At 63.2% G+C, this 15,415-nt stretch carries 15 protein-coding genes; 6 read left to right on the top strand and 9 right to left on the bottom strand.

Translation table 11 applies throughout. The annotated features are described in order from the left end of the window. The coding region (locus JX325_RS05830) for a SpoIIE family protein phosphatase (protein ID WP_204790220.1) at window positions 1-1,135 on the top strand (1,135 nt) is incomplete at its 5' end. A gap of 858 nt (window positions 1,136-1,993) precedes the next feature. Here JX325_RS05830 and JX325_RS05825 read toward each other — a convergent pair. From JX325_RS05825 to JX325_RS05800, 6 genes are all read right to left on the bottom strand, one after another. Beyond that, window positions 1,994-4,387 carry a HAMP domain-containing sensor histidine kinase gene (locus tag JX325_RS05825; RefSeq protein WP_204790219.1) on the bottom strand — a complete coding sequence of 798 codons (2,394 nt, stop codon included), beginning with the start codon at window positions 4,385-4,387 and terminating at the stop codon, window positions 1,994-1,996. Further along, window positions 4,359-5,060 carry a response regulator transcription factor gene (locus JX325_RS05820; protein WP_204790218.1) on the bottom strand — a complete coding sequence of 234 codons (702 nt, stop codon included), beginning with the start codon at window positions 5,058-5,060 and terminating at the stop codon, window positions 4,359-4,361. The genes JX325_RS05825 and JX325_RS05820 overlap by 29 nt, the downstream gene beginning before the upstream one ends. Window positions 5,061-5,183: 123 nt before the next feature. Then, window positions 5,184-5,330 (bottom strand): hypothetical protein, encoded by a 147-nt coding sequence (locus JX325_RS05815; RefSeq protein WP_204790217.1) that lies wholly within the window; start codon window positions 5,328-5,330, stop codon window positions 5,184-5,186. A 75-nt stretch (window positions 5,331-5,405) separates the two neighbouring features. Continuing rightward, entirely contained in the window at window positions 5,406-6,635 is a 1,230-nt protein-coding gene (locus JX325_RS05810; RefSeq protein WP_204790216.1) for a cell wall metabolism sensor histidine kinase WalK, read from the bottom strand. A gap of 101 nt (window positions 6,636-6,736) precedes the next feature. Then, the gene (locus JX325_RS05805; protein ID WP_204790215.1) at window positions 6,737-7,414 is read right to left on the bottom strand and encodes a response regulator transcription factor; all 678 of its coding nucleotides are present in this window, start codon (window positions 7,412-7,414) and stop codon (window positions 6,737-6,739) included. A 12-nt stretch (window positions 7,415-7,426) separates the two neighbouring features. Continuing rightward, window positions 7,427-8,545 carry a DUF4340 domain-containing protein gene (locus JX325_RS05800; protein ID WP_204790214.1) on the bottom strand — a complete coding sequence of 373 codons (1,119 nt, stop codon included), beginning with the start codon at window positions 8,543-8,545 and terminating at the stop codon, window positions 7,427-7,429. A 441-nt stretch (window positions 8,546-8,986) separates the two neighbouring features. Between JX325_RS05800 and JX325_RS05795 the strand changes: the two genes are divergently transcribed. From JX325_RS05795 to JX325_RS05775, 5 genes are all read left to right on the top strand, one after another. After that, the gene (locus tag JX325_RS05795) at window positions 8,987-10,528 is read left to right on the top strand and encodes a 4Fe-4S dicluster domain-containing protein (RefSeq protein ID WP_204790213.1); all 1,542 of its coding nucleotides are present in this window, start codon (window positions 8,987-8,989) and stop codon (window positions 10,526-10,528) included. A 201-nt stretch (window positions 10,529-10,729) separates the two neighbouring features. Beyond that, window positions 10,730-11,296 (top strand): NADH peroxidase, encoded by a 567-nt coding sequence (locus JX325_RS05790; protein WP_204790212.1) that lies wholly within the window; start codon window positions 10,730-10,732, stop codon window positions 11,294-11,296. 20 nt (window positions 11,297-11,316) lie between these two features. Further along, a complete protein-coding gene (locus JX325_RS05785; RefSeq protein WP_204790211.1) occupies window positions 11,317-11,472 on the top strand; it encodes a rubredoxin in 156 nt (51 codons plus the stop codon). A gap of 144 nt (window positions 11,473-11,616) precedes the next feature. Then, a complete protein-coding gene (locus JX325_RS05780; protein WP_204790210.1) occupies window positions 11,617-12,267 on the top strand; it encodes an AAA family ATPase in 651 nt (216 codons plus the stop codon). A 220-nt stretch (window positions 12,268-12,487) separates the two neighbouring features. Then, window positions 12,488-13,405 (top strand): diguanylate cyclase, encoded by a 918-nt coding sequence (locus tag JX325_RS05775; protein WP_204790209.1) that lies wholly within the window; start codon window positions 12,488-12,490, stop codon window positions 13,403-13,405. Window positions 13,406-13,544: 139 nt separating this feature from the next. Here JX325_RS05775 and JX325_RS05770 read toward each other — a convergent pair whose 3' ends face one another. The 3 genes from JX325_RS05770 to JX325_RS05765 form a co-directional block, all read right to left on the bottom strand. Next, entirely contained in the window at window positions 13,545-14,582 is a 1,038-nt protein-coding gene (locus JX325_RS05770) for a Gfo/Idh/MocA family protein (protein WP_204790208.1), read from the bottom strand. Window positions 14,583-14,599: 17 nt separating this feature from the next. Then, window positions 14,600-14,812 carry a PF20097 family protein gene (locus JX325_RS18655; protein ID WP_374220590.1) on the bottom strand — a complete coding sequence of 71 codons (213 nt, stop codon included), beginning with the start codon at window positions 14,810-14,812 and terminating at the stop codon, window positions 14,600-14,602. Between the two features lie 3 nt (window positions 14,813-14,815). Next, window positions 14,816-15,415: thiamine pyrophosphate-dependent enzyme (locus JX325_RS05765; protein WP_243413946.1), on the bottom strand; the 600-nt coding region annotated here is incomplete at its 5' end.

Raw genomic sequence — 15,415 nt, 5'->3', positions numbered from 1 at the left:
GAAGGAAGCGGCGGAGGAATCCCCCGCCCCCTGGCGGCAGCGGCTGGACCGGGCAGCGGCGGCTCTCCGGGACCTGTACGACAGCATTGGCCGTTCCGCGCCCCCCGCGGCGGACGAAAACCCCGCCATCGTCTTCGACCGCTCCGCCGAGAAGGTCTGCCGGGGCTGCTCCCTGTGTGAGCTCTGCTGGCAGAAGGACTACACCGGCACCTTCAACGCCATGAACGACGCCACGCCTTACTTACTGGAGCGGGGCCGGGCCCTGGCCAAGGATTTCCCGGAGTACTTCACCGGCCGCTGCATCCACCTGCCGGACCTCCTAGCCGCCATCAACGCGGAGCTTTCCGCCTTTCTCCTCCGGCGGCAGTACCGGCGGCAATTGGAGGAAACCCGCCGCAGCGCCCGGGGGCAGTACGCCCAGCTCTCGGAGCTTTTGACCGCCACCGCCGCCGGGCTGGAGGCCGCCGCCCCCGCCATGGCGGCGGGAAGCCCCTGCCGGGTGGGGGCCGCCCTCCGGCCCAAGGAGGGGGAGACGGTCTGCGGGGACACCGTGGCCTCCTTCCGCACGGACCAGGGCCTCTGGTGCCTTTTGCTGGCGGACGGCATGGGCAGCGGCGAGCCCGCCCGGAAGGAGTCCGCCCTGGTCTGCCGCCTGCTCCAGCAGTTTTTGGAGGCCGGGGTGGCCCCGGAGGCGGCGCTGAAAACCCTGAACTCCGCCATGGGCCTCCGGGGGGCGGACAGCGGGGCCTTCACCACCGTGGACCTGTGCGTCTACGACCCCAGGGCCCGGGAGGCGTCCTTCTACAAGTGCGGCGCGGCCCCCAGCTACCTAAAGCGGGGGGGCGTGGTCCGGCGGGTTACCGGGGCCAGCCTTCCCGTGGGGCTCCAGGGCCCGCCGCCGGACGTGACGAAGGCCCCCCTGGCCCCCGGCGGCTTCGCCGTCATGGTCAGCGACGGCGTGGCGGACCCGGCGGAGGACGAGTGGCTTTTAAACCTCCTGGCAGGCTGGATCGGAGACGACCCCCAGGACCTGGCGGGGCTGATTCTGGCGGAGAGCGTCCGCCGGGAGAAGCTCCGGGACGACTGCGGGGTGCAGGTGCTGTACTGCCCGGAAACGGAAGCGAGAGAGGTGTGACAAAAAACGGGCCGCCCAAGGGGGCGGCCCGCTTTTGCGCTCACGCATCCTCTATGATTTGAATACCCATCAGGGTTCCGTNCCCCTGGAAATCGGGACGGGTGAAATCCCGGACGGTCTCAATGCGGACCGTGCCTTCCGCGCTGGACAGGATCCGCATGGCTCCCCGGAACCCTCCGCCGGTCANGCTCTTCCCGTTGGAGGTCAGCACGTCCCGGAAAAAGCACACCGCCTCTCCGTTGTAGTACCACTGGTCCTCTTCGGCGTCATAGGTGACGCCAAAGGGCGCGTAGCCCTCCGCGATGGCGTTCAGCTCCTNTTCGGACCCTTCCCCGTCTCCGGCCACGGCGGTGACGGGGGCGGAATGCCGGAGGGCCTCCACGTCCCGGGCGGCAAACGCCTCCTCCGAAAACGCCTCCACCCCCACCAGCGTCCCGCCGGGGTCATAGGAGCCGTCGGCGCGGCGGGCAAGCCCGCTCCGGTCCCGGACGGCGTACACGTCCACCACGCCGTTTTCGTTGAAGAAGTCCAGCCCGGCCTGGGCGCCGTCCTCGGAGAGGGGGTNGTAGTCCTCGAACCACCGCACCAGCTGGCCGTCAAACCAGAGCTCGTCTTTTTCGGCGTCGTAGCGCAGGCCGAAGGGGGCGTAGGGTAAAAAGAGCTCCGNCCGAGATGCCTCNCGGTCCTCTCCGCCGTCTTCCGAGAGCGCCACCAAGGACCCACCCGCCGCCGCGCCGCTGTCCCATGCCTCCGCCGGGGCGGCGCACCCGGCCAGGCACGCCGCCAGCAGCGCGCTCCAGAGAGCCGCTTTGAACCGCCGTGCTGTCCTTCGTCCCGCCGCAGTTTTTTTCATTGCGATCATGCCTCCTGTCCTTCCTGTTCCGTGGGGAACGTCACAACGGCTGTGAACAAANCCGCCACCGTCTCCACCCGGAAACTCCCGCCGCAGGCCTCCGTAAAACTCTTGGCGATGCTCAGCCCCAGGCCGCTGCCGCCGTCGGTGCGGCTGGCGTCCCCCCGGACGAAGCGGGCGGTGAAGTCCACCCCCTCGGGGAGCTCGCTGCGGGAGGTGCTGCGGATGCTGGCCTCGGCGGTTCCCTCCGCCGTTTTCAGGGTCAGATACACCCGGCTGCCCTCCAGGGCGTAGCGCAGNGCGTNGTCGANAAGATTCTGGAACACCCGNTNNAGCCGTCTNCCGTCGGCGGTAATCATCACCGGCTCCTCGGGAAGCTCCGCCTTGAACGTAAGGGCGCTTGCCTGAATGGGGCCGTCCATGTCCGCCAGGGTCTGGCGGAGGAGCTTGGCGAGGTCCAGCCGTTCCAGATGGACGGGGAGCTGGTCCGCCGCCGCCTTGCTGATGTCAAACACGTCCTCCACCATGGTTTTCAGCCGCTGGGCCTTCTGGTCGATGATCTTTGCGTAGTCCGCCGCCGCCGGGGGCAGGTCCTCCTGCCGGAGGAGCTCCGCGTAGGAGAGGATGGAGGTCAGAGGGGTTTTCAGGTCGTGGGAGACGTTGCTCACCAGCTCCACCTTCATCCGCTCGCTGCGGGTCTGCTCGGCCAGGGCGGCCCGCATCCCGGCCTGGATGTCGTTGAGGCTCTCCGCCGTCCGGCGCAGGTNCGCGTCCTCCGGGAGGACCAGGGGCCTCTCCAGGTCCCCGGCCCGGACGGCCTCCACCTGGTCCGCCAGGGCGGCGATATCACGGGCCAGCCCCCGGCTCCACCAGGCGCAGCAAAGGGCCCATACCAGCAGCACCTCCAAAAGGCAGGCCAGGAGAAGCAGGCACCATCCCCAGATGCCGGGGTGGGTCCGCACAAAATTGACCAGGACGGCCATTGGGAACAGGGAGAGGGCAAAGCCCGCCAGCAGCACCAGCAGCACCAGGCCGCCGCTCCGGCTCAGCCGCTTCTCAACAGGCCGCTTCAGGTCCCTTGTCCGGAGGAAGCGAAAAAGAGTGCGGAGGAGGGACCNCCGGACCTCCCCGGGGTTGNGCTTATGGTCGTTGCGAAGCAGCCGCCACAGCCAAAAGAGGGCGATGAGGGCCGGGACGTTCATGGTAACCAGCCGGAGGACCGCCATGCCCCAGGCGGCGAAGGAATACCCGCCCTCCCAGCCATAGCTGTAAAGAAGCTTATAAACCACGTCCAGATTGCAAAGGCCCGGCAGGAAGGCCCACAGCAGGCACGCCGCTGCCAGCAGGAAGCGGACCTCCGTCCAGACATGCCGGGTCCAGGATGCGATTTTCCGGTTCACCGGCTCCACGGATTTGCGCAGCAGGGCCCAGAGAACCAGGCACCACATGGCGATAAACAGCAGCAGACCCTGGGTATAGTAGANGGACTCGCTTTCNTCCACNTGNCGGGCGAGGCTGTAAAAGGCGTNGNNATAGCTGGTGCCGCCGGTTTTGTAGTCGGCGCTGTAGTACGGGATGGGCGTTTCCCGGACGGCCATGACCACCTTGACCCCCTCCAGCTGTTCGCTGACAGGGAAGTTGTCGTAGCCGGGGACAAACCACCGGGAATCGCCGTCGTAGTATCCGTCTCCGTATACGTCCCGGGTTTGGCCGTCCTTGAAGATAGAAACCCTGCCGTTCACAAACTGAAGGTAGAAGTTGTACCCCTCCACGGACCGGGCCAGCAGCTTGTCCAGGCCGGCGTCCATATTGCTGTAGACCTTCCCGTTCTTTATTTCTCCGTTCCGGATGTAATAGAGGACGTTCTTGTCCGCCTGATAGGCCGCGTCCGGCTCCTTCTCCAGCTCCTTCTCCGGNTCCGCNGGGGGAACNGTCTCCAGCGTTCCCTGCTCCACCCTCGTGGCTTCCGCAGCCTCGCCAAAGCCCCACCAGGTCCGAATGGCCTCCTGCTCCACCACCACCGCGCTGTTGTAGCCGCCGTCCCAGTNGTACGCCCCATCGTAGNAGTCCACTGTTCCCCCGGCCCCGATGGTCAAAAACTCCCAGAGATAGTGGGAAACCTCGTCCCGGAAGGCGTCCGTCTCCTGCCAGTCCCACTCCCACCGGGGAGAGGGGTCCCGCTCCCAGGCGATCCGGTTACCCAGCGCTCCCAGGGCGGAGAGGGCCAGCGTCATTCCCAGGAAGAAGGCCAGAAAACCGGCCAGCGCCTTGACCCGCCCGCCGGGGCGGAGGACCTTCACGCTCTTCCCCGCCTCCACGGCCTCCCGGACCTCCTCCGCCACAAATTGCTCCAGGGCCCCGCCGGGGTCCTTATCCGTGCTGTTCCAATTTGTATCCAATGCCCCACACCACCTTAATATAATCTGGCTCCTTGGGATTCAGCTCGATCTTCTCCCGAATGCGGCGGATGTGAACCATCACCGTGTTCTCGCAGGAAAACGCGTCCTCGTTCCACACCCGGCGGTAGATTTCCTCGGCGGGGAAAATCTGCCCGGGGTGGCGGAAGAGCAGGTCCACGATTTTGCTCTCCGTGGGGGTGAGCTTCACCTCGTCCCCGTCGGCCCGGAGAATCCGCCCGGCGGGGTCGTAGCTGAGCCGCCCGTTCACCAGAAGGCCCTGCCGCCCCTCGGCGTTGATGTCGCCAAGAGACGTGTACCGCCGAAGCTGGCTCCGCACCCGGGCGATGAGCTCCTGAGGGTTGTAGGGCTTGGTGACGTAGTCGTCGGCCCCCATGGAAAGGCCCAGGATTTTGTCCGTGTCCTCGCTCTTGGCGGAGAGGACGATCACCGGCAGGTTCCGCCTCTCCCGGATGCGGAGCAGGGCGCTGAGGCCGTCCAGCCTGGGCATCATCACGTCGATGAGGATGAGCTTCACGGCGGGGTCCAGGCATTCATCCACGGCCTNGAGGCCGTCGTAGGCCCTGCGGACCGGATAGCCCTCCCGCTCCAGGGTGATGGCNNTGGCGTTCACGATTTCCGGGTCGTCGTCCACGACTAAAATACATTCGTTCATATCGGGCTTCCTCCCTTAAGCTGTGTATAGGATAACAGGCAAATCTTACGAACGGCTTCACAAAATTCTTATGAATTTCTTACGATTAAAANAGGCGGGGAAGCTCCCCGCCTTTCCACTATGTCAGTCCTCCAGGGCCTTTTGCAGGTTGTCAATGACCTTATTCAGCCTTTCCTCACGCGCCGCCGGGTCCTTTTCCTTTTTCACTTCCTGCAAGCTGTCCAGCACAAAACGGATAAAGGCCTTGAATTGGCTGTCTGTCATTCCCATGCTGAAACGCTCCTTTCCTGGCTGGGATAATTCTATTTTACCGTAAAAGCGCCCAAAGGTCAAGGCGCTAAAGCCCTATTTTCTCAGCGGCAGGGTAAACAAAAACCGCGTCCCCTCCCCGCCGCTCTCGGCTTTCAGGGTTCCCTTGTGCTCCTGGGCAATGACCGCGGCGATGCTCAGCCCCAGGCCGAAGCCGCTCTTTTCCCCCCGGGAGGCGTCCGCCCGGTAGAACCGCTCAAAAAGCCGGCTGAGCTGCTCCGCCGGGATGGGCTCCCCGGGGTTGGAGACCGTCAGCCTTGCCTGGCGATCCGTCTTCTCCAGGGCCAGGGTGATGGTTCCCCCCTCCGCGCCGTACTTCACGGCGTTGTCCAGCAGGATGGAAACCAGCCGCCGGAGCTTATCCCCGTCCCCCGGCACCGTGACGCCCTCCGCCACATGGTACTCCAGGGGCTTCCCCGCCTCAAAGGCCACCGGCTCGAAGGCCAGGGCGCAGTCCTCCGCCACGTCGGACAAGNAGACCTCCGCCAAAACGGNNCTCTGGGCCNGGTTGTCCGNCCGGGCCAGGGTCAGCATCTCCTCCACCAGGCGCTTCATCTGGTGGGACTCGGAGAGGATGTTGTCCGTCCACCGGGCGGGCCGCTCCTCCAGGGGCAGGGCGGAGAGAAGCTCCGCGTTGGAGAGAATCACCGTCAGCGGTGTTTTCAGCTCGTGGGAGGCGTCGGAGAGGAACTGGCGCTGCTGCCGCCAGGCCCGCTCCACCGGCCCCGTCGCCCACCGGGCCAGGGTCGCCGAGACTCCCAGCAGCAGCAGAAAGGCCGCCAGGGCGATGCGCAGATAAGACCCCATCATCTCCCGGAGCATGGCCCGCTCCATGGACATATCCACAAAGGCCATCCTCTGATAGAGCCCGTTGTCCCGCCGGAGATAGCGGAGGCTGTAGCTCTGAATCACGCCCTCCGGGGGCTNCTGGCCCAGGCAGTCCTCTAAAATGGCGGTGAGCTCCGCCGTGTCCTCCAGAGCGGCGTAGGTGCCGCCGGTGACGTAGGCGGTGTAGGCTCCCCCGCCGCCGGGCCAGACGCTGACGGTGAAATAGGGCAGCAGCACCTTGTCCCCGCCGATCTCCACGCCAATTTCCGGCCTTCGGCCGCCGGGGTCCTCCTGAANGACCCGGTGGAGCACCTCCCGGCTCAAGTCCTCCACATTCCCCCGGAGGGCGGCGAAGATGGCGAAGCACACCACCGCCAGCACGGCGGTGACCATGGCCATGCAGACGGCCACAAATTTNAGCCGGAGCTTACGAATCATGCCTCCCATACCCCTTGTTGATAAGTTTGTGGAANTTGTGTAAAACCGCCNGACGGCTGTGGATANGATGGGCGGAACTCACAGTTGACGAAACAGGCGTTTCAGCCCCCTTNTTCCAGGCAGTAGCCCACCATGCGGATGGTGCGGATGCGGACGTTCGCGCCGATGTGGGCCAGCTTTTTGCGCAGGAAGGAGATGTAAACCTCCACGTTGTTGTCCTCCGAGTCGGACTCATAGCCCCAGATTTTCAGCAGCAGCGACTCCTTGGTCAGCACCAGGTTCCGGTTCAGCATCAAAAGCTCGCAGATGTCAAACTCCTTCCGGCTCAGCCGGACGGACTTCTCCCCGCAGGAGAGGGTAAAGCTGCCCTTATCCAGCCGCACGCCGCCGAACTCCAGGGCCTCCGGGTCCCGCAGCTCCGGCTGCCGCCGGGTCAGGGCCCGGACGCAGGCCAGCAGCTCCTTGGGGTCGAAGGGCTTGGTCAAATAGTAGTCCGCCCCCCGGTCCAGCCCCTCCACCTTGTCGGCCACCTCCGACCGGGCGGTGAGCATCAGCACCGGCGTAGAGGTCCCCGCCTCCCGGAGGCGGCGCAGCACGGCGAAGCCGTCCAGCTTGGGCAGCATCACGTCCAGTAAGATCACATCGTAAATGCCCGTCAGGGCGTCGTCCAGGCCGGACTCGCCGTCGTGGCGCACGTCGGCGGTGTAGCCGCTAAGCTCCAGCAGGTCCTGGAGCGTGGCGGCAAGCCTTACCTCATCCTCAATTACCAGCACCCGCATGGGCGTTCCTCCTTATTCCTGGGAGTTCTCCTGCCCCTCCGCCGGGGCGGGGTCCTGGGCCGCGCCCCGCATCCCCGCCACAGAGATAGTCATGACCGCGTCAATGCTGTCGGTGGATAGGGCGTAAATGGCCCCGTCCTCCTCCAGCCGGACATAGCGGCCGGACTGGTCGGGCATCCGGGCCCCCACGGAGAGGGTGAAGGTCTGGTCCGTGCCGTTCGCGGCGTACTCCACCTTCAAAATGGCGTCGGCGCTGTGGAANCCGCAGATCTCCGCCGCCTCCTCGCTGGGGAAGTAGTCCACGCATTTCGCCACGGACATCGAGGCCAGGTCGTGGAGCAGGTCCTGCATCAGGGGGGCGGCGGTGACGTTGTCGCTTCCCTCAAACCAGAGGGCAGGCTGGTCCTCCCCGCCGGAGCGCCGGGCGTTGAGGCTGACCGCGGGCCGCTCCGGCTCCTCTCCGGGCGCTTCCGGCTCCCCGTCCTCCTCTCCGCCGCCCGCCTCCGCCGCCGGGACAGGGCCCTGGATGGTAATGGCCCGCAGATTCTTCTCGCTCAAATCCGGCAGCTCCGGCAGGGCGCACATGTCGTAGATGGGGGTCTGCATCAGCTTCACCAGGGTGTCCGCCACGATGTAGACCGTGGACTCGTCCCCGTTCATGCACATGTAGTAGCTGTCCCCGTCGGTGGTGGCCTTGCCAAAGGCCAGGGTCTGCTCCTTCTCCCCCGCCGAGGCGGTGAGGGTGGCCGCGGGCGTGTCCAGGCCGTGCTCCGACTTATCCTCCCCGGCGGGAAGAACCTGCTGGAACTTCAGGGAGGACAGGGCTTCCAGAATGGAGTTCACCGTGTCGTCCTTCAAGGGGAAGTCCGGCCCGTCGGCCCAGATCCACTTCCCCTCCTCGTCCAGGGCGAAGGAGAGGGTGGCCGACCCGTTGTACCAGCGCAGGGCGGTATACGCTCCGGGGTCCACCGCTTTCCCGTCGGCGGAAAGGCCCGCGGGCGCGGCCGTTCCCGCCAAGGCCTCCTCCCGTCCCTCCCGGTAAATCATGCCGAAGACGATGAGCAGGGCCAGGAACAGCGCTCCGACGATGCTCAGCAGTATGGTGACGGTCCGTCTTTCTTTCCAGGTCATGAAAGGTCCTCCTATATCCGGCCCGGCGGCGTGCCGCCGGGAAGTGTCCAACGGTCGTTTACAGGAAGCCATTATATCCCATCGGTCCCGCATTTGTCAATTTTACGGCCCCAGGCTGAAAGCTTTCTGAAAAATTTTGGTTCAAGATTCACAGTTTATTTATAAAAAANCCAGATTGATTTCAAATTTTCCGGGTATGCTAAGACCATCCTCTGCGGAGGAGACACGATTTCCTCTCTTTCTGTTTCTTTTCCCTCTTTGCAGCCGGCGGCGGGTTCTCCCGTCCGCCGGATTTTTTTGCGCCGGTTCATCGGTTTCCTGCCACGAAGAACCTCTTGCATTATAACGGGACCTTCGCTATAATAGGCTTGAACCGGGATGGTTACTTGTTTCACAAAGAACAGGCGGGGCGCGCCGCCTGAAAAATAGGAGGAGACTGCTATGAGAGGTGTACACAGCGCGGTTGACGACATCCGCCGCACCGTATTCAAAGAGGTGGCCAAGCTGGCCTTTGAAGGCGGAGACCCCCGCCTTTTGGACCAGATCCCCCTGAAGATGATCCAGGGCGAGGTGGCGAAGCACCGCCACGACGTGTTCCTGGAGCGGGCCATCGTGGAGGAGCGGGTCCGCCTGGCCCTGGGCCTGAACATCCGCTTCGCCGGGGAGACCATCCCCGTCAGCGAGGACCTTTTGTCCGCGGAGAAGTCCCAGAAGCACTTCCAAAATCCCCTGGTGAACATCATTCCCTTCGCCTGCAACGCCTGCCCCCCCAAGCAGCTGCGCATCACGGACAACTGCCAGGGCTGCATCTCCCACCCCTGCATNNACGTCTGCCCCAAGGACGCCATCTACATGGACAAGGACAAGCACTGCCACATCGACCAGGAAAAATGCANCAAATGCGGCAAATGCTTCAACCAGTGCCCCTACCGGGCCATCAGCAAAATTGAGCGCCCCTGCGCCGCCGCCTGCGGCATGGACGCCATCAAGTCCGACGAGCTGGGCCGGGCCCAGATCGATTATGACAAGTGCGTCTCCTGCGGCATGTGCCTGGTGAACTGCCCCTTCNGCGCCATCGCCGACAAGAGCCAGATCTACCAGGTCTGTCAGGCCCTGCACAAGGGCGAAAAGGTCGNNGCCTGCGNGGCCCCGGCCTTTGCGGGCCAGTTCGGCAAGGAGGCCACCCCAGCCAAGCTCCACGCCGCCATGAAGGTGCTGGGCTTCTACGATGTGGTGGAGGTGGCCATCGGCGCGGACCTTTGCACCGTGGAGGAGGCCCACGACTTTTTGGAGGAGGTCCCCGCCAAGCAGCCCTGGATGGGCACCAGCTGCTGCCCCGCCTGGAGCGTCATGGCCAAGAAGCTCTACCCCGAGTTTGCCGACTACATCTCCATGGCCCTGACGCCCATGGTCATCACCGCCCGGATGGTGAAGAAGGACCACCCGGACGCTAAAACGGTCTTCATCGGGCCCTGCTCGGCCAAGAAGCTGGAGGCCAACCGCCGGACCATCCGCTCCGACGTGGACTTCGTACTGACGTTTGAGGAGATGCTGGGCATCTTTGACGCGGCGGACATCGACTTTTCCAAGCTCCAGGCCAACCCGGAGGACGAGATGGACGAGGGCACCGGCATGGGCCGGGGCTTCGCCGTGGGCGGGGGCGTGGCCGCCGCCGTGGTGGAGGCCGTGAAGCACATCGACCCGGACCGGAAGATCCAGATCGAGTACGGCGACGGACTGAAGAACTGCCGGAAGATGCTGGCCATGGCCAAGGCGGGCAAGCGGGACGGCTACCTGCTGGAGGGCATGGGCTGTCCCGGCGGCTGCGTGGCCGGCGCGGGCACCATCGCCCCCATCCGGGACAGCATGATGACCGTGGAGAAGTTCAAAAACGCCGCCCCCTCCATGAGCTGCACCGAAAGCCCCTACCTGGACCGGCTGGAGGAAGTGGAGCAGAAGTACGAGATCAACCACCACGACTGAGCCGCCGGAGGGCATGGGAAAAATTGATGGGTTTTTGCCCGTCAATTTTTCCGCCGCCCTGAAATTTAAATAAACCGTAAATTTCAATCAAATTTTTGTTTTGTCGCATTTGCAACTAGCGGTTCGTCCCCGAACCTGTTATACTCAGAACACGAACTGAACAGGACCAGGAGGTCTTACATTTTAAGGAGGAATACAATTATGAAAAAGTGGGTTTGCCCTGTCTGCGGTTATGTGCATGAGGGAGAGACCGCCCCGGAGAAGTGCCCCCAGTGCGGCGTTCCCGGCGCGAAGTTCAAGGAGCAGGGCGCGGATATGACCTGGGCCGCCGAGCATGTGGTGGGCGTGGGCAAGACCTTCGGCGCGGACGTCCCCGCCGAGGTTCAGAAGGAAATTATTGACGGCCTGAACGCCAACTTCGCCGGCGAGTGCACCGAAGTGGGCATGTACCTGGCCATGGCCCGCGTGGCCCACCGGGAGGGCTATCCCGAGATCGGCCTGTACTGGGAGAAGGCCGCCTATGAGGAGGCCGAGCACGCCGCCAAGTTTGCCGAGCTGCTGGGCGACGTGGTGACCACCAGCACNAAGAAAAATTTGGAAATGCGGGTAGANGCCGAGAACGGCGCCACCGCCGGCAAGTTCGCCCTGGCGAAGCTGGCCAAGCAGTACAACCTGGACGCCATCCACGACACCGTCCACGAGATGGCCCGCGACGAGGCCCGCCACGNCAAGGCGTTCANGGGCCTGCTGGAGCGGTTTTTCAAGTAAGAGCGGGAGGNCATACAGCTATGGATAAGTACGTATGCCCCTGCGGCTATGTCTACGACCCCGCCGTGGGCGATCCCGACAACGGCGTGGCCCCCGGCACCCCCTGGGAGCAGGTCCCCGAGAGCTGGGTCTGCCCTATCTGCGAGATGGGCAAGGACGTGTTCGAAAAGGAATAAGCGCGCGTTTATCGCAGCCATATAACCGGAGGGGAACGGGAACGCTCGTTCCCCCTCTTTTTGCGCGCTTTTTCCTTCTGTTTTTTATTTGACGATTTCCAAAAATCGAAGTATAATAAAGTGGACCGGAAAGGAGGTCCCGCTATGAAGACCATCATCACCATCGGAAGACAGTTCGGCAGCGGCGGCAAGGAAGTCGGCATCCGCGTGGCCAAGGAGCTGGGCATCCCCTTTTATGATAAGGAAATTCTTCAGGAGGCGGCCAAAAAGAGCGGCCTGTGCGAGAAAATCCTGGAAAATTTTGACGANCGTCCCAAGAGCCTGCTCTACTCCATCGCCATGGATTCCTACATGTTCGCCCTGCCCGGCACCGGAGCGGGCGAGTCCCTGGAGCAGCAGGTGTATCTCGCCACCTTCAACACCATCCGCCACATCGCCGAGGAAGGCCCCTGCGTCATCATCGGCCGCTGCGCGGACTACGCCCTGGCCAGCAACCCCAACCATTTCAGCGTTTTCATCCACGCCCCCCTGGAGGACCGAATCCGCCGGGTGGCCCAGCGGCAGGACCTGTCCCCCGAAAAGGCCAGGACCCTGATCAGCAAAACGGACAAGCGCCGGGCCTCCTATTATGAGTATTACTCCTCCCAGCGCTGGGGAGCCGTGGACAGCTATGACTTCTGCGTCAACAGCAGCTACCTGGGACTCGGCGGCACGGTGGAGCTCATCCGCGCCATGGTGGACCACAAGGAACACCCCGTCCCCAGCCCCACGGAGGCCGATCCCACCCGAAAATAAAAACCGCCCGGCGGTTCTCACAGACCGCCGGGCGCTTTCCCGTTCCGNCAGGCGGGTTAGGCCTTCCGCCCCGGAAAAATATTTTCCAATTTTGTCAAGTTAGCCCTTCCTTCTTTTGAAAATGTTTGATATAATTACCATCTAGTAAGGATATCCGGCTGTCTTCCACCGCGGCGAAACCTGTTCCGCGGAGCCGCATCCATGATGGGAGGAATCTGTTGTGGAGAAAATTTTGATTATTGACGACAGTCCTGTCCAGGCGAACTTCCTCAGCTCCATCCTGGAGCCGGATTACGAAATCACCGTTGTCAACTCTGCTGAGGAAGGCTTGGAGCAGGCAAAGGCCGGGGACTATTCCCTGATTCTCCTGGACGTGATTATGCCGGGCATCGACGGCTTTCAGCTTTTGAAAATGCTTCAGGAAGAGGTCATTCTCCGGCACACGCCGGTCATCCTCATCACCAGCCTCAACGACATCCAGCACGAGGAACAGGGCCTCACCCTGGGAGCCGTGGACTATATTACCAAGCCCTTCCACCCCGCCATTGTCCGGGCCAGGGTACATACCCATATCAACCTCTACCAATACCGCACCCAGATTGAGCGGGAGGCCACGGTGGACCAGCTCACCGGCGTGCCCAACCGGCGGCGCTACGACGCCGTCAGCGGCAAGCGCTGGCAGGACGCCGTCCGCCTGGGCGTCCNCTTCTCTATCTGCATGTTCGACATTGACAAGTTCAAGGTCTACAACGACACCTTCGGCCATCCCGCGGGGGACAAGGTCATCAAGGCCGTGGCTGAAACCGCCTCCTCCATGCTCCGCCGGGGAACGGACTTCTTCGCCCGCTACGGCGGGGAGGAGTTTGTGGCCTTGATCCTGGGCGGCAGCGCGGAAAGCGACTTCACCCACTTGAAGGCCGTCCGCCAGGCGGTGGAGAATCTGCACATTCCCCACAACCCGGAGGTTTCCCAGTGGGTGACTGTCAGCATCGGCGGCATTACCGTTTTGCCCAAGCTGGGGACCTCTTACGACATGTACCTCAAAATGGCGGACGCCATGCTATACGACGCCAAGCGCTTCGGCCGGAACCAGGTGGTTTGGACCAACGAGCGCATGGAGCAGCAGAGAGAAAAATAAAAGCCCCAGGGGGGCGTTTCAAGGTAGAACCAGCGCCTCGAAGGTGGAGTTCCTGGCACTGTTTCTATAGGGGGACGGAGGACCGGCTTGCGCCGGTCCTCCGCCATTATTGGGAAAATTCGTTTGCCGGGCTTCCGGATTACNTGTAGAGCTCCGGCTTCTCCATGGTCTCCACCTTCAGGAACTGAGAGGTGCCCCGGGAGGCGTTCAGCGCGTCGCCGGCGACGCAGGCCACATAGCCGTCCCAGCTGGAGGGGCCGGTGAGCTTCCCGGCGTGGACGGACTCCACCCACTTGCAGAACTCGATGTCATAGGCCTCGATGAAGCGCTCTTTCCAGTCGGTCATGATGGGCATGGACTCGGCGGGGTTCAGGCTGTCCCAGCCGGCGGGGCGGGAGCGGCGGACCACGGCGTAGGGGTCGGGCAGCTTCACGGTGCCGTTTTCGCAGACCACCTCGCACTGGATGTCATAGCCGTAGCCGTCGGCCACCTGGACCTCCACGTCGATGAAGCAGCCCTTCTTGGTCCGCATCAGCATGACCTGGGGGTTGTCATAGCCCTTGTCGGAGTTGGCGGACTGGCGGACCTTGACGCACTGGACGTCCTCATACTCGTCGTCCNGAAGCCAGCGGCAGATATCCAGCTCGTGGATGGCCACGTTGGTGACGCCGTTTTCGGTCTTGAAGCCCGGGCCCTGGGCAACGTTCCGNTGGCAAGCCTTGATGACCAGGGGCGCGCCGATCTCGCCGGAGTCGATGATCCGCTTCATCTCCGCGTAGCCCCGGTCATAGTGGCGCATGAANCCCACCNGGACCAGCCGCTTGCCGATCTCCAGCTCCCGGTCGATGATCTCCTCNCAGTCCTTGGCGTTCTGGCTCAGGGGCTTTTCGCAGAAGCACCACTTCTCCTCCGCCAGGGTCTTCATGACGTAGTCGTGGTGCGTGGGGTCGATGGAGGTAATGACCACGGCTTCCACATCCGGGTCCTTGATCATGCCGTCGCAGTCGTTTCCATAGGATTTGATGCCGTATTTGGCGGCGGTTTCATCGGCAGCGGCGGCTACGTAGTCGGACACAGCCACGACGGTGGCACCGGGGACAGTCTCGATGATGCGGCGGCAGTGGTCCTTGCCGATGGCTCCGCAGCCGATGATGCCGATTTTCAGAACTTTGTCCATGATAATCAACCTTTCTTTTAATAGTCAAATAGNATTTTCCTACAGGAGACACATCGGGAAACTATGATGAAGGGGGGCTGAAACAGCCCGTTCGATTGCCCGAGCGCCTCGTTCCTGGCTTTGAAATGAAGCGGCACGCCGGTGAAGCAGGGTTCTTGATAGTAGTGGATTCCGTGCGTGCTTTGCAGCACGCCGTCCTCCATTTCCGCGCCGCAGAAGGGGCAGTCCATGAATCAGTANTTCCGCGCCTCGTCGCGGCCTTCCTTGACGCCCTTCCAGGCCTCCCGGACGCTCTCCNTNTCAGACACGTCGNCGAGCCCGACGTTCCACCAGGATNCATACCCGTCGGTCATGGTCTTGGGANTGNCCTTCANGTCGAAGAGGCACGCAACCGTCTGCTTCTTCGCGTCGGCCAGGGCGGCCTCCAGTTCGGCAATGGTCTTGCAGGTGTAGGTCTTCAGGCCGTAGCCCTCGCCGATCTTGGCGTAGTCCACGGGAATGAGGTCCCCGCAGGGCTTTTTGCCGTCGGTATNGCGGAANTCGGTGGCCAGGCTCCCGATGCCGTGGTTCATTTCCAGGTTGTTGATGCAGCCAAAGCCGCAGTTGTCGAAGACCAGAATGTTGACCTTCTGCTTTTCCTGCTGGATGGTCATGATCTCGCTGTGGAGCATCTGGAAGCTGGAGTCGCCCACCACGCAGTAGACCTCGTTGTTAGGTTCCGCGAACTTCACGCCCAGAGTGGCGGCCACCTCATAGCCCATGCAGGAATAGCCGTACTCGGCGTGATAGCCGCCCCGCTTGTCGGTGGTCCACATCCGCTGCATGCAGCTGGG

The organism is Oscillibacter sp. CU971 (genome assembly GCF_905219725.1).
Taxonomy (GTDB): domain Bacteria; phylum Bacillota; class Clostridia; order Oscillospirales; family Oscillospiraceae; genus Oscillibacter.
The sequence above is the reverse complement of the archived record's forward strand: the minus strand, read 5'-3'. Positions and strand labels throughout refer to the sequence as shown.

Bases quoted from the DNA above. Each gene is read 5' to 3' on its own strand.
- JX325_RS05815 (WP_204790217.1), bottom strand. From the start codon at position 5,330: ATGGGAATGACAGACAGCCAATTCAAGGCCTTTATCCGTTTTGTGCTG.
- JX325_RS05785 (WP_204790211.1), top strand. From the start codon at position 11,317: ATGGATAAGTACGTATGCCCCTGCGGCTATGTCTACGACCCCGCCGTG.